The sequence below is a fragment of the Pseudomonas sp. EMN2 genome, from assembly GCF_009650555.1.
Lineage (GTDB): Bacteria > Pseudomonadota > Gammaproteobacteria > Pseudomonadales > Pseudomonadaceae > Aquipseudomonas > Aquipseudomonas sichuanensis.
Genome location: NZ_VZZR01000025.1, coordinates 91671 through 108368, shown reverse-complemented (window position 1 = coordinate 108368; position 16698 = coordinate 91671). Strand labels below are relative to the sequence as shown.

Sequence of the window (16698 nt, the reverse complement as noted above, 5' to 3'; positions counted from 1 at the left end):
GCTCAGCCCTCCTTGACCAGGCCGAGGTCGCCCAGTACATCGCGGGTCGCCTCGTAGTAGCGCACATAGCCGGTGCAGCGGCACACATGGTGGCCGAGGCTGGCTTCGATGGCATCTTCCAGCTCGCTCTTTTTCAGCGGCTTGCGCTGTGCCTTCTCCACCAGCACGGTGGCGGCGTTGACGAAGCCCGGGGCGCAGTAGCTGCACTGGAAGGCGAAGCGGTCGACGAACTTCTGCTGGATCGGGTTCAGCTCGGTGAGGTTGCCGGCCTGGTCACGCTTGGCGTGGCCTTCGATGGTACGGACCTTCTTGCCCTCGAAGTAATGCGCGCCGGTGATGCAGGTGCGCACTTCCTCGCTGGTGCCGTCGGGGTTGTCGACGATCACCACGCAGGCATGGCAGATGCCCTGGCCGCAGCCCAGGCGCGAGCCTGTGAGGTTCTGGTATTCGTGCAGGTAGTCGAGCATCGCCAGGTCATCGGGGACCACTTCGGTGACGACAGGTTGACCGTTGAGGGTCAGTTGTAGCTTGCGGTCAGCCATTGAGGGCCTCCTTGACGCGGGCGGGGGTGATGGGCAGGTCGCGGACACGCTTGCCGATGGCATGGGCCACGGCGTTGCCGATGGCGCCGACCACCGGGATCATCACCACTTCGGCGATGCCCTTGGACGGGTCGGTGGGCGACAACGGCGGCAGGATCTCCGAGGTCTGCTTCCACACCGCCACATGCTTGGCCATCGGCAGGCGGTAGCGGTTGAAGTTCCAGTTGCCCTCGCCCGGGCCACCCTCGTACAAAGGCATTTCTTCCAGCAATGCGTGGCCGATACCCATGGCGATGCCGCCTTCGAGCTGGCCCTTGACCAGCTCGGGCACCAGCACCCGGCCGCACTCGACCCAGCTGTGGTGGTTGAGCACGCTCACTTCGCCACTGCCCTTGTTCACCTTCACTTCGACGATGGTTGCCACCGGGCTGTAGTAGGTGACCATGGCGTTGTTCAGCTGGGTGGCCGGGTACGCGGCGTTCTGCCGGTCGAGCAGGTGGAAGCCGGCGCTGTTCATCTGCGCCTTCTTGGCGTTCACCGCGCCGTCGCCGTACTTGACCGCCAGGGCATCGAGCGGCAGGCGCTCGCGCACGCCGTCGATGACGAAATCGGCCTCGGCCCAGCTCCAACGGTTGAAGCCGTGCACGCTGACGCCGGTGACCAGGCCCATTTCATGGGCCTTTTTCGCAAGCTCGGCGAACGGAATCGGCGCCAGGCCGTTGCCAGTCAATTCACCGTTGACCCACACCGCGTTCTCGCGGCGCACCACCAGCGGGTTGGCCTGGCCGCCATAAGGGCCCTGGCGCCACAGGGCCATGGCCGCCGGCCACAGGCCGTGGTTGAACAGCACGCGGGCCGCTTCGCGGGTAGCGTGGCTGAAGTAGAACGCCGAGTTGGTCGCCGACGACGGCGAAGCCAGCTTGCCGACCCAGCGCGGGTTGCGCAGCGCGGCGTCCTGCTCGGCCTGGCTGATCAGGTAGGGGTTGCCGCTGGTGCTCAGTTGCAGCTCGGGCCATTCGGTCTGGGCGGTCTGCACCTGGTCGGCAACGCGGCCAAGGAAGTCACTGACCACCAGGGCCTGGGAGGTCGACATGCCGGTGCCCAGTTCGGTGCCGATATGGCGCAGGGTGATCTGGCCGTCGGCAGTGAACTCCACCGCCGCCATCGGCGCTTCGGAGCCGGTGCCGAAGTCTTTCTGGGTGATGGCAAAGCCCACGCCGTACCAGTTGTCGTGGTCCTTGGCGTCCATGGCTTGCTTGCGCGCATGGCGGTTCTTCCACCATTCGTGCTGGCTGGCCTTGTCGAGAATCTCGTGCAGGCGCAGGGCACCAGCCGGGACCGCGCCCTGGGTGTTCTTCATGCCCGACTTGAGCGCGTTCTTGCGCCGCAGTTCGATGGCATCGACACCTAGACGGTCGGCAATCTCGTCGACCATCATCTCGGTGGCGGCCATGCTCTGCAGGGTGCCGTAACCGCGCATGGAACCGGCCTCCACACCACGGGAGTGGTAGGCGGTGACCGACAGGTCGTTCTGCGGCATGTAGTAGATCGACTGCGCTGCGGTAGCGCCCACTGCCGCCACCGACGGGCTGTAGTTGATGCGCCCGCCGCCGTCGACGCTCATGTCGGCGCGGAAGATCTTGAAGCTCAGGTCGTTCTTGTCCACCGCCAGTTGGTAGCGGATGTCGAACGGGTGGCGCTTGATGCCGCTCTGGAACTGCTCATAGCGGTCGTTGGCCAGGCGGATCGGCACGCCCGCGCCGTACAAGGCAGCGACGGCGGCGTAGAACACGAAGATGTTGTTGTCCTTCGAGCCGTAGCCCACGGTGTAGCCGGGGTGCATGTTCAGGTTCTTCAGGCCGAAGCGCGACGGCTTGATCATGTGCACGCACTCCTGCGCCACTTCGAACGGGCACTGGGTGGCCACGACGAAATGCAGGGTGCCGGTGGCCGGGTCGTACCAGCCGTTGCCGTTGTCCGGCTCCAGCGCCGCCGGCTCGATCGACGGAGTCTTGTAGCGCTCGTCGAACAGCAGCCAGTTTTCCGGCGGCTGCTTGAGCTGCTCATCGATGCGCTGGGCGTAGAACATCCCCTGCTCGGTGAGGTTGCCGTGCTGCTTGGGCTCGGCGGTCCACACCGGTTTGCGGGCGAGGATGGTGGGGAACAGCATTGTGTTCTTGAGGCTTGAGTATTCGTCGTCGTCGAACGGCGTTTTGCCGCCCACGCGCACGAAGCGGAAGCTGCCGTAGGGGTCGCGCTGGTACAGCGGCGCCTGGGCGCCGTAGCGGATCGCCTGGTCGTTGAACTGCAGCTTGAGCTTGGCCTTGCGGAAGCGTTCGAAGTCGTTCCAGATCAGGATCGCCACCGGGTGGCCGATGAACATCGGCACCTGGCCGGGGGGCAGCAGCGGGTCCGGCGAGTGGGCTTCGGGCCAGGCAATGCCGTCTTTCTTCAGGTCGTCGGCGGTGACGATGCGGTCCGGCTGCAGCTCGGCGCCCAGCAGCGACAGGTCGTAGCCTGCGTAGATGCGGTCGGCTTTGGTGGCCTTGAGCAGCATGGCGTGGCCTTGCTGCTGCGGCCAACCGGGCATGTCCTTGGCACGGATGTCACGGGCAAACACCTTGTTGCCGCACACCTTGGACAGCGCGTCGTTACGGAAACGCGCCTTGCCGTCGTGGTTCATCCACTTTTGTGGCGAGGTGGTGACACGGTCTTCCATCAGGGCGGCGAAGGCCTGGCTGCCAAGCGGCGCCATGGTCACGCCGACACCGGCGATCAGCCCGCCTTGCAGGAACGAACGCCGGGAAATTTCACGGTTGGACATGGTTGATCCTCTGGGCAGTCAGGCGCTGCCCATGCTTTGTTCTGGTGCTTGTGAAACGCGAAGGGCGCGCACGATCACAAAAATTGACTATCAAGTCAAGATACAACTCTTGTTACATCGATTGAAGTCAAGCAGACAACTTGTCGCGGCAAGGTCCAGGATTGGCGGTTTGTGTGTGTAGGAGCGGCTGACATGAGGCAATGTGCCACCAGTCATGACCCTGTCATCTTTCTGTCGTATTTTTCATCGCTCACCCAGGGCAGGGAAAACCAGCAGTGATACGCCGTTCTCTCTCATCCGCAGGGCTGTTGCCGCTGCTGCTGTTGATGCTGTGCGCCGTCACCCTAACCTTCCTCTGGGGGCTGCACATCAATCAGAAGGCCGCCACGCGCCAGGATGCGCTGTCGGCAAAAGCCGCCGAACACCTGAACTTGGCCAGCATCGTCGGTGAAAACCTGCGCCAGTTGGTGGACCGCGCCCAGGCCGTTGGCCGGGTAACCCAGGACGACATGAAGCGCCTGCGCCAGGGCAACCTGAGCCTGGCCCGGCTGCTGGCCGAAGACCCGGTGTTCAAGCGCATGAGCCTGTACGACCGGCATGGCCGGCTGCTCTCCTCCAGCCATGCCGACGAGCCCGGGCAACTGCCCGACGCCTGGCTCGACCAGCTCAAGCGCCATGTCGGGCAGTACGGTTTCAAGGCCTTCCTGCCCCGCGCCCTGCCGGCGGGCAACAGCACCCTGCCCAACTGGCGCCTGCCGTTCCTGCTGCCGCTGACCGACCTGCCCGGCCGCGAGATCGACAACATCCTCGTGGTGCAACTGGACATCGGCTACCTGGCGGTACTGTTCCAGCACATCGACCTGGGCCGCAGCGGCCTGGTGCGCCTGCTGCAGGACGACGGCCAGGAGCGTCTGCGCATCGACGGCAGCGGCGTGGTGGTGGCCGGCCAGACCCTGGTACCCGGGCTGCCGGGCAGCGGCGAAGACGCCGGCCAGCTCACCCAGTACAGCCTCGACGGCGCCTTCCAGAGCCTGTACCGGCGCATGCCCGAGCGCGGCTTCAGCGTGATGGTCAGCCAGCGCCAGGACGAAATCCTCGCCTCCGCCAGCCGCACCACCAATCGCCAGTTCTGGCTGAACCTGAGCATGACCCTGCTGATCCTCACCAGCCTGGCCTGGGGCCTGCGCCTGCTGCACAAGCGCCAGGAGGCCTTCACCGAGCTCGAGTACGCGCAGCAGGTCAACCAGCAGCTGATCGGCCGCCTCGAAGACGAGCACCGGCGCAGCAGCCATGCCGCCGCCACCGACCACTTGAGCGGCCTGCACAATCGGCGCCAATTCGTCGAGGTGGCCGCCCAGGCGCTCACCCGCCAGCGCGGCAAGCGCCGGTTGCTGGCCATCCTGTTCATCGACATGGACCGCTTCAAATCGATCAACGACTCCCTCGGGCACAAGATCGGCGACTTGCTGCTGCAGGCCGTGGCCGGGCGTATCCAGCGCCTGCTGGAGCCGGGCGACGAGGCCTCGCGCTTTGGCGGCGACGAGTTCGTGGTGCTGCTGGCCGGCGAACGCAGCGAGGAGCAGATCGACGGCTGGGTGCGCGCCCTGGTGGAGAAACTCTCGGCCACCTACGCCCTCGACGGCCAGGAGGTCAACACCAGCCCCAGCGTGGGCGTGAGCATCTGCCCCCGCGACGGCCAGGACATCGACGCGCTGATCCGCTGCGCCGACGCCGCCATGTACTCGGCCAAGCAGGCCGGGCGTGCCCAGTACCGCTTCTTCGACCCATCGCTGAACCTCTCCGACATCCAGGCGTTCACCCTCGAACAGGCCTTTGGCAGCGCCCTGAGCGAACGCCAATTCGTCCTGCACTTCCAGCCGCAGATCCGCCTCGATACCTTGCAGGTGCTGGGCTACGAAGCGCTGGTGCGCTGGGACCATCCGCAGTTCGGCCTGCTCTACCCCGACCGTTTCATCGGCCTGGCCGAGCGCAGCGGGTTCATCGTCGAACTGGGCTGGGAAGTCCTGCGCCTGGCCTGCGAGGAGCTGGCACGCTGGGCTGTGCGCGATCAGACCGCGCACCTGGCGGTCAATGTGTCGGCGCTGCAACTGCGCCAGGGCGACTTCAGCGCCCGGCTGTTGGCCGAGCTCGATTACTACGGCATCGCCCCCCAGCGCCTGGAGCTGGAGATCACCGAAACCACCGTGCTCGACCCGGAAGGCACCGCCGTTGAACACCTGCACCGCCTGCGCGCCGCCGGCATCGGCATCAGCCTGGACGACTTCGGCCGCGGCTATGCAGGGTTTGCCCATTTGCAGGCGCTGCCGCTATCCAGGCTGAAGATCGACCGCTCGCTGATCGCGCCGCTGTGCAACAGCTACGACGACAGCCCGATCGTGTCTTCGACCATCATCCTGGCCAAGCGCCTGGGCCTGGAGGTGGTGGCCGAGGGCGTCGAGACCCGCGAACAGGTGGTGTGCCTGAAGCTCGCCGGTTGCGACATCGCCCAGGGCTACCATTTCAGCCGGCCGCTGTCGCCGGCCCAGTTGCACGAATACCCCCCCTTCATCGGCAACGAGGACAAGGCATGCGTGTACTGAAATCCCTCGGCGCCCTGGCGCTGGCGCAGTTGCTGACGGGCCCCGCGCTGGCCAACTGCACACCCCACGGCCTGCGGCTTGCAGTGATCCCGATCAAGGACGTCGAAGCCATGACCCGCGAGCACCAGCCCCTGGTCGAGCGCCTGAGCAAGGCCGCAGGCGTGCCGGTGGAACTGGTGATCAGCGCCTCCTACGAAAGCGTGGTGGATGCCATCGTCTCCGGCGGCGCCGACATCGCCCGGCTGGGCCCGGCCTCCTATATCCTCGCCCGCCAGCGTGACCGGCGCATCGAGCCGTTCGCCACCTACACCCTCGCCGCGGGCACCTACACCCCGGCGGGCAACCATTACCAGGCGCTGCTGCTGACCCGCGCCGACGGCCCGACCAGCCTCAACGCCGTGCGCGGCAAGCGGGTTGCGCTGAGCGACCCAGCCAGCACCTCGGGCAGCCTGGTACCCAGCGTCGAGTTCGCCGCGCTGGTCAACACACCATTACCGCGTTACTTCGCGGCGCTGGTGTACGCCGGCAACCATGACAAGGCGCTCGAGGCGCTGCTCGAAGGGCGGGTCGATGCCGCCTTTGTCGCCAGCGAACGGGCCGACGCCTACCTGGCCAGCCACGCTGTCGACCCGGCAAAGCTGCAGGTGCTGTGGCGCTCGGCGCCGATCCGTTATGACCCTTACGTGTTCAGCGCCAACCTGTGCCCGGCGCTGAAGCAGCGCCTGCGTCAGGCGATGCTCGATGACCCCAAGGCACTGGCCGGGTTCGTGGCGTCACAGGACGCCACCGGGCTGGTGCCAGTGGGGCACAAGGATTACGCGGGGCTTGAGCGTATGATGGCGCCGACACTGCGCCCTTGAGCCTTTGCCAGGCATTGGGGAGCGCTACGCCGGGGTATCGGGAGCCCCTTTCCCCAATCACCTCGGTATCGTGCGTGCCATCGAAATCACCTTGCGACGGCATCCCCAATGAAACTCTTCGAACCACTCAAGCTTGGCCCTCTAACCCTGCCCAACCGGATCTTCATGGCCCCCCTCACCCGCCTGCGCAGCCTGGAGCCGGGCGACGTGCCAACCGCGATGATGGCCGAGTACTACGGCCAGCGGGCCAGCGCCGGGCTGATCATCAGCGAAGCCACGCAGATCTCGTTCCAGGCCAAGGGCTATTCCGGTTCGCCCGGCATCCACACCGCTGAGCAGATCGCCGGCTGGCGCCAGGTCAACGACGCCATCCACCAACGCGGCGGGCACAGCGCGGTGCAGGTGTGGCACACCGGGCGCGTGTCGCACACCTCGTTGCAACCGGGTGGCCAAGCGCCGGTGGCGCCTTCGGCGTTGCCGGCCAATGCGCGCACCACGCTGCGCGACGAGAACGGCCAGCTCATCCGGGTCGACACCTCGACCCCACGCGCCTTGAGCGAAGCCGAGATCGCCGGCATCGTCGCCGACTTCGGCCAGGCGGCGGCCAACGCCCGTGAAGCCGGCTTCGACTTCATCGAGCTGCATGCGGCCCACGGTTACCTGCTGCACCAGTTCCTGACCCCCAGTGCCAACACTCGCGACGACCGTTACGGCGGCAGCGTTGAAAACCGTGCGCGCATCGTGCTCGAAGCGGTCGATGCCGCGATTGCCCAGTGGAGCGCCGAGCGCGTGGGTATCCGCATCTTCCCGCTCGGCGGCTTCAATGGCATCGACAACGGTGAAGACCAGGAGGCCGCCGGCCTGTACCTGATCGGCGAGCTGGCCAAGCGCAACCTGGCCTACCTGCACCTGTCCGAGCCGGACTGGGCCGGTGGCAAGCCGCTGCGTGACGCGTTCCGCGAGGCGATCCGCGCTGCGTATCCCGGGGTGATCGTCGCTGCAGGCGCCTACACCGCCGACAAGGCAGAAGACTTGCTTGCGCGTGGTTTGATCGATGCGGTGGCCTTTGGGCGGGCGTTCATTGCCAACCCGGACTTGGTCGAGCGACTGAAGCAGCAGGCGCCGCTGAACGCGCACCGAGCGCAGTTCGACTATGCCAATGGGGCTGAGGGGTATACCGACTATCCGTTCCTGCGCCGGGCGTAGCCTGTTCGGGCCTCATCGCGGGGCAAGCCCGCTCCCACGCAGCGTCCAAGTGTTGGGATGGTACTTCGTGGTAGCGGGCTTGCCCCGCGATGACGCCCACCAGATTTCCAGCTGGATCGCCGGGCTCAGCGTCAGGCCAATGACGCCAGTGCATTGGCCGCCACTGCATGCGAGCGCTGCCGCGCCAGCGGATCATGGATGCGGCAATCAATCATCAATTCATCCGCTCCGGTCTGCTCGATCAGCGAGCGCAACCCTTCCCTCACCCGCTGCGGGCCACCGGCGATGGTGCAGGCCATCACCTGCTCCAGCACGGCCCGTTCATGGCCAGGCAGCCCTTCGACATACCCTTCCTGAGGTTTGGGCAACAGCCCGTAACGGCCCACATGCAGGTCGAGCATCCATTTGCGGTGCGAGCTGGCCAGGTAGTCGGCTTCGGCATCGCTGCCGCCGGCGAAGATGTTCACACCCACCATCACATAGGGCCTGGCCAGTTGAGCCGAGGGTTTGAAGTGGGCGCGGTAATGGGCGACGGCCTGCAGCAGGTAGCGCGGCGCGAAATGCGAAGCGAAGGCGTAGGGCAAACCGAGCCTGGCCGCAAGGTCGGCGCCGAACAGGCTGGAGCCGAGGATCCAGATCGGCACGTCATGCTGCCCGGGTACACCGCGCACCGGGCGCTGGCCGTTGTCGGCGAGGTAGTCGCGTAGCTCGCCGATGTCGGTTTCGAAGTCGCGTTCGGGCGCTGCGCCGCGCAAGGCACGTACGGTCGGGCCGGAAGTACCGGGCGCACGGCCCAGGCCCAGGTCGATGCGCCCGGGGTGCAGGGTATCAAGGGTGCCGAACTGCTCGGCCACCACCAGCGGTGCGTGGTTGGGCAGCATGATGCCGCCGGCGCCGACGCGGATTTGCCGGGTGGCGTTGGCGACTTCGTTGATCACCAGTGAGGTGGCGGCAGAACCGATGCCGGGCATGTCGTGGTGTTCGGCGATCCAGTAGCGGCGGTAGCCGTGCTGTTCGACGTGGCGGGCAAGCTGGCGGGTTTCTTCGATCGCGTCGGCGTAGGTCTTGCCTTCGCCGATCATGACCAGGTCCAGTACGGACAGGGCTGTCATGGGGGCTCCTGATGAAGTTTGCGTGACAGCAGAGTGTCCGGGGTGGGTAGCTGCGGATAAAGCCGAAGAGCGGCCCGATACTGGGGCCTCGGATTCCCCAAAGACTGCGCGCTTGCTGTGTAGAAGCGGGTTTACCCGCGAAGCAGGCGGCGCGTTGGATGGCACCGGCTCTGCCGGTGTTCGCGGGTAAACCCGCTCCCACAGGATACGCGCCGCTTTGACGCCAAGCGTAGTAACTGTGGGGGAGCAGCCTGCGATGAGTTAAACGCGGGCATTACAATACAGTTGTTCCTACAACGACTCCCAGGGCACCCCGTCCTGCCAGCTTTCGACCAGTAGATCAATGAAGCCGCGCACCCGTGGCGACAGATGCCGCTTGCTGGGGTAGACGATGCGGATCGGGTCGGCAGGTGGCCGGTAGTCGTGCAGCACTTCGACCAGCGTCCCGGCGCGCAGGTCATCGCCGGTGATGTAAGTCGGCAGGTGAATCAGCCCGAACCCCGCCCGCGCGCCATCGAGCATCGCCTCGGAGCTGTCGATGTTCAACCGCCCGGGCTCCTCGCACAGATGCAACCCGGCATCGGTGCGAAAACGCCACGGGCTGGATTTTTCACCCGCCAGAAACGCGATCTTGTCATGCCCATAAAGGTCGGCCGGCACCTGCGGCGTGCCGTGGCGCTGCAGGTAGTCGGGCGAGGCACAGGTGACGAACTGCTGCCAGGCCACGGTACGGGTCAGCAGTTGCGAGTCCTCTTTCGGCGCGCCGATACGCACCGCCACGTCGACACCCTCCTCGACCAGGTCGACGAAGCGGTCGGTGAAGCGGATATCGGCGCGCAGCTCGGGCCACAGCTTGAGGTAGCGGTCGAGGATCGGCAGCACATGGCGCTGGCCGAACGACAACGGCGCAGTAAGGCGCAAGGTGCCGGTAGGCTGGCCCCGACGCTGGGCCATGGTCGACTCGACTTCATCGAGGTCGTCGAGGATCTGCCGCCAACGCTCGAAGGCCACCAGCCCCTCGTCGGTCAGGCTCAGCTTGCGCGTGGTGCGGTTGAGCAGCCGCACCGCCATGCGTGCTTCCAGCCGGGCGATGCTCTTGCCCACCGCCGAGCGGGTCAGGCCCAGGCTGGCGGCGGCAGCGGTGAAGCTGCCGGCCTTCACGGCGCTGACGAAGGCGGCGATATCGCCGAAGCGGTTGGGTTCCATGCTGTATTCCTGAACAAGACAAGCCAGCTAAATGGGTGCGCAACCGCTGATTGCAAGGCCGCCGCCCTCAGCGCCCGGCCTCGGCGGCATGCCCCAGCGACTGGCTGGCCCAGGCTGCCAGCGGCAAGGGTGGCTGCTGGTCGAGGATGCGCCGCCAGATCAGGCTCAGTTTGGCGCCATCGAACAGCGAAGCCGCACCGCCGCCGATCCAGCCCCTGGGCTGGATCACCTGCCATTGGCCAGCAGCGTCACGCTGGGCCATCTGGAAGCGGAAGCTGTAGTTGCCCGGCACACCCATACGCAGGTCGGTGACCACCAGCGCGTCGCCGACTACGTCGTAACGCAGCCAGTCGCCGGTGAACCAGCGCAGACGCTCGTGCAGCGGCACCCCGGCCAGCACCTTGCCGGCTTCAAGGTTGAGTGACTGGCGCAGTATTTCGGGCGGCTCACGGTCGAACAGGCTGCTGACGCCTTCGTAGTAATCGCCGCCTGGGGTTTTCGCCAGCATCCGCCAGACCAGGCTGTTGAAGGCCATCGGCACCCCGCGCACTTCGCTTGCGACGATACCCTGCTGAGCCAGCGCCTGGCTGAAGCGTTGCTCTGCAGCCATGCGCCCGGCCAGGCCAAAGCCCAGGTAAACCGTGCTGAACGCCAACGCCAGGCACAACACGCCGACCGCCCTGCCCTGCAGCCCCTTGAACGTTGCGTACAGCACCGCCAGCAGCAACGGCACGGTGTACACCGGGTCGATGATGAACACGGCCGCCCAACTTTGCGGCGTGGGCTGCAAGGGCCAGAGCAACTGGGTGCCATACACCGTGAACGCATCGAGGATCGGGTGGGTGGCCAGCACCAGCCAGAACGCCAGGAACAACCGTGGCCAGCGGTAGCCCTTGTGCGGCCAGTAGCGCTGGCCCAGCCAGGCAACCGTCCAGGCCATCAACAGCGCAAGCCCGGTAAGGACGAACAGCGAATGGGAAAAGCCTCGGTGGAAGGTCATCTGCGACACCGGGTCGGCGTAGCGGATCAGCACGTCGAGGTCCGGCAGCGTGGCCAGGGCGGCGCCGTACAGCAGCGAGCGGCGGCCTTGAATGCGGCCCAGCACGGTGCCCTGCAGGGCGGCGCCGAGTACGGCTTGGGTCAGTGAATCCAATGCACATCTCCATGAAAAACGCGGTGCAGCACTCAGTCTGCGGGTAACAGTTGCAAGCCCAGGTACAGGCTGAGCATCCCTTCAAGGCGCAGCGGATCGACTTCGCCCAGTTCGGCGATGCGTTCAAGCCGGTAGCGCAGGCTGTTGCGGTGAATGCCCAAGGCATCGGCGCAGGCCTGGCTCTGCCCGTCATGGGCGCACCAGGCGCGCAGCGTAGCCAGCAGCTGGCCGCTGGCATCCTTGGCGCGCACGCGCAGCAAGGGTTCGAGCAGCTCGTCCAGGGCATCGTCGTTGCGGTGGCGCCAGAGCAGCGCCGGCAGGCGGTAGCGGGCCAGGCTTAGCAGGCGCTCGCCTGGCAGCACTTCGCGCCCGTAGGCCAGCAGGTCGCGCACCCGCCGGTAGCCGCGGCGCAATTGCTCCAGGCTTTGCGCCGGGCTGCCCAAGGCCAGGCGTTCGACCACCCAGCCATGGCGTTGCAGGCGCTCCAGCAGGCGCGGCTCGTCCAGCGCCACGTTGGCCGGGCGGCACCACAGCAGCGATTGGCGGGCGGGGCTTACACACCAGCTGTCGGGGTAGCGGCTCATCAGCCAGGCCGACAAGGCTTCGGCCGGGGGCCCGGCCTGCAGTTCGAACAGGCAGGGAATGCGTGGCAGGTTGGGTTTGAGCCCGAGTTGCTGGGCCTCATCGACCAGCCGGGGCGATTCGCCGCTGCCCCCCAGCAGCAGGGCTAGCAGGTCGTCGCAACGCTGGCGGCGCCATTGCTGCTCAACCTGCAAGTGGCGCTGGGCCAGGAGCATTTCGGCGGTCATGCGCACCAGCTCGCCGTAGGTGCGCAGTTGCTGCGGGTCGCCGGTAAGGCCGAGCACGCCGATCAGCCGGTCATCGAGCATCAGCGGCAGGTTGACCCCGGGCTGCACACCCTTGAGGCACTTGGCAGCGTCCACATCGAGCTCGACGATCCGGCCGTTGGCCAGCACCAGCTGGGCGCCTTCGTGGCGGGTGTTGATGCGTTCCGGCTCGCCGCTGCCGAGGATCAGCCCCTGGCTGTCCATCACGTTGACGTTGCACGGCAGGATGGCCATCGCCCGGTCGACGATGTCCTGGGCCAGGTCGTGGTCCAGTTCGAACATGAGCAGGTCCTTAGGGTTGCCTAGGGTTGGTCGGCGGCACAGCAGGCTGAGTCTGGGGCTGTGCAAAAGCACAAAGACAGTGGCGCTACACTCCCCGAGACTCGTCAGGGCGAGCGCCGAGACAGGCGACGCGGTGACAACCATAACAAAAGAGAACCCGATCATGGCACACAGCCCCGCCCCTGACCAAGGCAACGACGTCACCCGCAACGCGCTGTACCGGCGCATCACCCTGCGGCTGATTCCGTTCATTTTCATCTGCTACCTGTTCAACTACCTGGACCGCGTCAACGTCGGCTTCGCCAAGCTGCAGATGCTCGACGCGCTCAAATTCAGCGAAACCGTGTACGGCCTTGGCGCCGGGATCTTCTTCATCGGCTACGTGCTATGCGGCCTGCCCAGCAACCTGGCGCTCAACCGCTTCGGCCCGCGGCGCTGGATCGCACTGATGATGATCGCCTGGGGCAGCCTGAGTACCTGCCTGCTGTTCGTCACCACCCCCACCGAGTTCTATGCCTTGCGCCTGCTCACCGGCGCCGCCGAGGCGGGCTTCTTCCCTGGCGTGGTGCTGTACCTTTCGCGCTGGTTCCCGGCGGCGCGCCGGGGCCGGATCATGGCCCTGTTCATGTCGGCGATCCCGGTCTCCGGCCTGCTGGGCGGACCGTTCTCCGGCTGGATCCTGCAGCACTTCGCGGCAGGCCAGGGTGGCCTGGCCGGCTGGCAGTGGATGTTCCTGATCCAGGGCCTGCCGACCGTGGCACTGGGTGCGCTGGCCATCGTGCTGCTCAGCGACGGCTACCAGAAAGCCCCATGGCTGAGCCCGGCAGAACGCCAGCTGATCGCGGCAGACCTGGCGGCCGACGCTGCGAGCAAGCCGGCCACTACGGGTGACGGCGTGCTCGCCGTGCTGACCAACCCGTTGATCTGGACCTTCGGCTTCGTCTACTTCTGCATCCAGAGCGGCGTGTATGCCATCAACTTCTGGCTGCCGTCGATCATCAAGAACATGGGCTTCGACAACCCGCTGCTGATCGGCTGGCTGAGTGCCATTCCGTACCTGCTGGCCGGGGTGTTCATGATCCTGGTGGGCCGCTCGGCGGACCTGCGCAACGAACGGCGCTGGCATTTGGTCGTGCCGATGCTGATGGGCGCCTTGGGCCTGCTGATCGCGGTCAACTTCGCCGCTCAGCCGACCATTGCCATCCTCGGCCTGTCGATCGCCACCATGGGCGCGCTGACCGGGCTGCCGATGTTCTGGCCGATGCCGACCGCGCTGCTCAGTGCGGGTACCGCCGTGGCGGGCTTGGCGGTGATCAACTCGGTGGGGCAGATGGCGGGCTTCCTCAGCCCGTACCTGGTCGGGTTCATCAAGGACCAGACCGGGTCGACCGATGCGGCGCTGTATGCGCTGGCGGGGTTGATCGTGCTGGGTAGCGTGGTGGCGCTGCGGGTTTCGCGTTCGGGTAATCCCGCGTTCGCCCGCGCTCGCTAGCAAAACCGATCGCGGGGCAAGCCCGCTCCCACGCCTCAATGCGTGGGAGCGGGCTTGCCCCGCGATACTTTTAATGCCGGGCCTGCGCCTTCCACCCTGCCTCATGCAAGGCAGTCAGCAGTGTGTCGCCATCCAACCCCGGCACCACCGCCCCGCCCTTGCCGACCATCGTCCTCCCTGCCAGCAGCGCATTGACAATCGCCTCCTCCACCGCCTCCGCCGCCGCCATGAACAACGCCGAGATATGGTCGTTGTTGAGCATCTGCACCTGCGTGCACTGGGCCAGGTCCTTGCGCCCGTAGTCAGCCGGCGGCAGGCCCTGGTTACCGGTGGAGAACGCCAGGAAGATATCGCCACTGGAGTCCTCGGTACCGCCACCGGTGCGGGCAATCCCGATCGACGCCCGTTGCGCCAGGCGCTGGCACTGGTGCGGCAGCAGCGGCGCATCGGTGGCGATCACCACCACGATCGAACCCATCCCAGGCGTGCCTTGTTCACGTTCGGCAAAGGGCGATGGCAGGTGCCCAAGCTGGCGCCCCACCGGATAGCCATCGATGCGCAACTCCTGACGCTGGCCGTGGTTGGCCTGCACCAGCGCCCCCACCGTCCAGCCGCCCTGTTGCACCGGCAATTGCCGCGAAGCGGTGCCGATACCGCCCTTGAACTCATGGCAGATCATCCCGGTGCCGCCGCCCACCGGGCCTTCGGTTACCGCGCCGGGTGCGGCGTTGTCCAGCGCCTGACGCACCTGCAACGGGGTCACGTGCTGGCCCCAGATATCGTTGAGCAACCCGTCGTAGGTTTCCATCACCACCGGCATGCACCAGTACACGGCCTCGTCCGCCAGGCGCTCACGCTCGGCAGCGATCAGCGCATCGCGCACCACGCCGACGCTGTGGGTGTTGGTAATGGCGATCGGCGTGGTCAACAGGCCCGCCTCGCGGATCCACTCAAGGCCGGTGGCATCGCCATTGCCGTTGAGTACATGGCAACCGGCAAAGCACGGCGCCAGGCGCGCGGCACCGGGGCGCGGCTCGATCACGGTGACCCCGGTGCGGATCGGCGCCGGGCGTTGTTCATCCAGCAGGGTGCTGTGGCCAACCCGCACGCCCGGCACATCGGTAATGGCATTGAACGGGCCCGGGGTGCCGTGGCCGAGGGTAATGCCCAAATGACGCGCACGCATGTCTACTCCTTGGATACTCACAATTTCTGGAAGGTCGGGCTGAGTCGGCCGTGGGTGCTGTAGAGAATGACGGACACTGCCAGCAGCCCAAGCAGGACCAGCAGGTCACGTAGCGAGGCCTGTTGCAGCAGGGTCACCAGCAGCCAGCCGGCGCCGCTCACGGCCAGCAGTGCCGGCAACGGCCACAGTGGCATGCGGTACGGGTGCTCGCGGTCGCGGCGCAGCACCCGGCTGCACAGGGCGCAGGCGGCCACTACCAGGTAGATCAGCAGCAGCAACAGCACGGTGAACGAGGTCAGCTCTTCGAGGCTGCCGGACAGGCTCAGCAGCGCCGAGGGGATGGCCAGGAACAGCGTGGCCAGCCACGGCGATTCCCAGCGCGGGTGGATCACGGTGAAGGCGCGGTTGAGGGCCGGCGTCCAGATGGCATCGCGGCCGCTGCTGTACACCACCCGGCCAACCTGGATGACGATGGCGACGATGGCGTTGAACACCGACAGGAAGATCCCGGCGCTGACCAGCCGTGCGAGGGTTTCGTTGCCGTGGGCGGTGAGCAGGTAGCCGATCGGGTCGCCGCTGGCCAGCATCGCCTCGAGCGACGGCGCACCGATCAACAGCGCGGCCAGCGGTATGACTTCGATGGCCACCACCACGACCAGCGACCACAGCACCGCCCGGTGCACGGTCCGCCCGCCGTCCTTCATATCCTCGGCCAGTAGTACCGCGCCGCCGTAACCGTTGAAGGCGAACAGCGCCATGCCCACCGCGCCCAGCACCAGCGCCCAGGGAGCAGCCACCAGGGCACCCTGCTCCAGCACCTGTGGCTGCAGCAGGCTGGCCGTCGGCTGGCTGGCATTGCCGAAGCCCAGGGCGACGATCACCAGCAAGGCGGCCACCTCGCAGATCAGGAACAGCCCGGTGATCCAGGCATTGAGGCGGATATTGAGAATGCCCAGGGCATAGCTGGCGACCACAATCACCAGGGCCACGCTCTGGGTATCGAAGCCTGTGCCCAGGGCGTTATTGAGGTAGGTGGCGGCGCCGGCCGCCAGCACCGGCGGGATGAACAGCATCGAGGCCAGCACGGTGAGGAAGGTGGCATAGCCTGCCAGCCCGCCGAACACCCGCTTGGCATACACGTACTCCCCGCCGGCGGTGCTGTGGGCGCGGCCCAGCTCGGCGTAGCACCAGGCGAACATCAGGGCCAGCAGCGCCGCCATGAGAAAGGACAGGAACGCGCCGCTGCCGGCCTGCTGGATGGCGAACGGGGCGATGACGAACACGGAACTGGCGGGGGTGACCGCCGAAACGGTGATGGCGACCACATCGGGCATACCCAGGCGCTGCTTGAGCGCGCTCGCGGGCGCTTCGCTGGAGCTCATGGTGT

12 protein-coding genes are annotated in these 16698 nt (G+C 66.5%); 4 read left to right on the top strand and 8 right to left on the bottom strand.

What is annotated here, in order from left to right:
- Positions 1–2: 2 nt before the first annotated feature.
- Together F6X61_RS09395 and F6X61_RS09390 are read right to left on the bottom strand one after the other, a co-directional pair.
- The gene (locus F6X61_RS09395) at positions 3–542 is read right to left on the bottom strand and encodes a (2Fe-2S)-binding protein (protein WP_153786382.1); all 540 of its coding nucleotides are present in this window, start codon (positions 540–542) and stop codon (positions 3–5) included.
- Complete coding sequence (locus F6X61_RS09390; protein WP_153786381.1) at positions 535–3366, bottom strand: xanthine dehydrogenase family protein molybdopterin-binding subunit; 2832 nt, start codon at positions 3364–3366, stop codon at positions 535–537. The genes F6X61_RS09395 and F6X61_RS09390 overlap by 8 nt, the downstream gene beginning before the upstream one ends.
- A gap of 275 nt (positions 3367–3641) precedes the next feature.
- Here F6X61_RS09390 and F6X61_RS09385 point away from each other — a divergent pair, with 275 nt between their 5' ends.
- The 3 genes from F6X61_RS09385 to F6X61_RS09375 all read left to right on the top strand — a co-directional run bounded on the left by F6X61_RS09385 (position 3642) and on the right by F6X61_RS09375 (position 8032).
- Positions 3642–5966 carry a bifunctional diguanylate cyclase/phosphodiesterase gene (locus F6X61_RS09385; protein ID WP_153786380.1) on the top strand — a complete coding sequence of 775 codons (2325 nt, stop codon included), beginning with the start codon at positions 3642–3644 and terminating at the stop codon, positions 5964–5966.
- The gene (locus tag F6X61_RS09380) at positions 5954–6826 is read left to right on the top strand and encodes a phosphate/phosphite/phosphonate ABC transporter substrate-binding protein (protein WP_153786379.1); all 873 of its coding nucleotides are present in this window, start codon (positions 5954–5956) and stop codon (positions 6824–6826) included. Before F6X61_RS09385 ends, F6X61_RS09380 begins: the two co-directional genes overlap by 13 nt.
- Before the next feature lie 108 nt (positions 6827–6934).
- Positions 6935–8032: an alkene reductase gene (locus tag F6X61_RS09375; RefSeq protein ID WP_153786378.1), complete on the top strand. Its 1098-nt coding sequence runs from the start codon at positions 6935–6937 to the stop codon at positions 8030–8032.
- A gap of 131 nt (positions 8033–8163) precedes the next feature.
- Here the strand turns inward: F6X61_RS09375 and F6X61_RS09370 are convergent, their stop codons facing one another.
- From F6X61_RS09370 to F6X61_RS09355, 4 genes are all read right to left on the bottom strand, one after another.
- The gene (locus tag F6X61_RS09370) at positions 8164–9144 is read right to left on the bottom strand and encodes an LLM class flavin-dependent oxidoreductase (RefSeq protein ID WP_153786377.1); all 981 of its coding nucleotides are present in this window, start codon (positions 9142–9144) and stop codon (positions 8164–8166) included.
- Between the two features lie 291 nt (positions 9145–9435).
- Positions 9436–10350, bottom strand: coding sequence for a LysR family transcriptional regulator (locus F6X61_RS09365; protein WP_153786376.1), 915 nt, complete (start codon positions 10348–10350; stop codon positions 9436–9438).
- Between the two features lie 67 nt (positions 10351–10417).
- Positions 10418–11503 carry a metal-dependent hydrolase gene (locus tag F6X61_RS09360; protein WP_153786375.1) on the bottom strand — a complete coding sequence of 362 codons (1086 nt, stop codon included), beginning with the start codon at positions 11501–11503 and terminating at the stop codon, positions 10418–10420.
- Positions 11504–11535: 32 nt separating this feature from the next.
- Positions 11536–12633, bottom strand: coding sequence for a sugar diacid recognition domain-containing protein (locus tag F6X61_RS09355; RefSeq protein ID WP_153786374.1), 1098 nt, complete (start codon positions 12631–12633; stop codon positions 11536–11538).
- 163 nt (positions 12634–12796) lie between these two features.
- Here F6X61_RS09355 and F6X61_RS09350 point away from each other — a divergent pair, with 163 nt between their 5' ends.
- The gene (locus F6X61_RS09350; protein ID WP_153786373.1) at positions 12797–14125 is read left to right on the top strand and encodes an MFS transporter; all 1329 of its coding nucleotides are present in this window, start codon (positions 12797–12799) and stop codon (positions 14123–14125) included.
- Positions 14126–14195: 70 nt separating this feature from the next.
- Here F6X61_RS09350 and F6X61_RS09345 read toward each other — a convergent pair whose 3' ends face one another.
- On the bottom strand, positions 14196–15311 hold the full coding sequence (locus F6X61_RS09345) for a P1 family peptidase (protein ID WP_153786372.1): 1116 nt from the start codon (positions 15309–15311) through the stop codon (positions 14196–14198).
- Between the two features lie 17 nt (positions 15312–15328).
- Positions 15329–16693 (bottom strand): APC family permease, encoded by a 1365-nt coding sequence (locus F6X61_RS09340; RefSeq protein WP_153786371.1) that lies wholly within the window; start codon positions 16691–16693, stop codon positions 15329–15331.
- Positions 16694–16698: the final 5 nt, after the last annotated feature.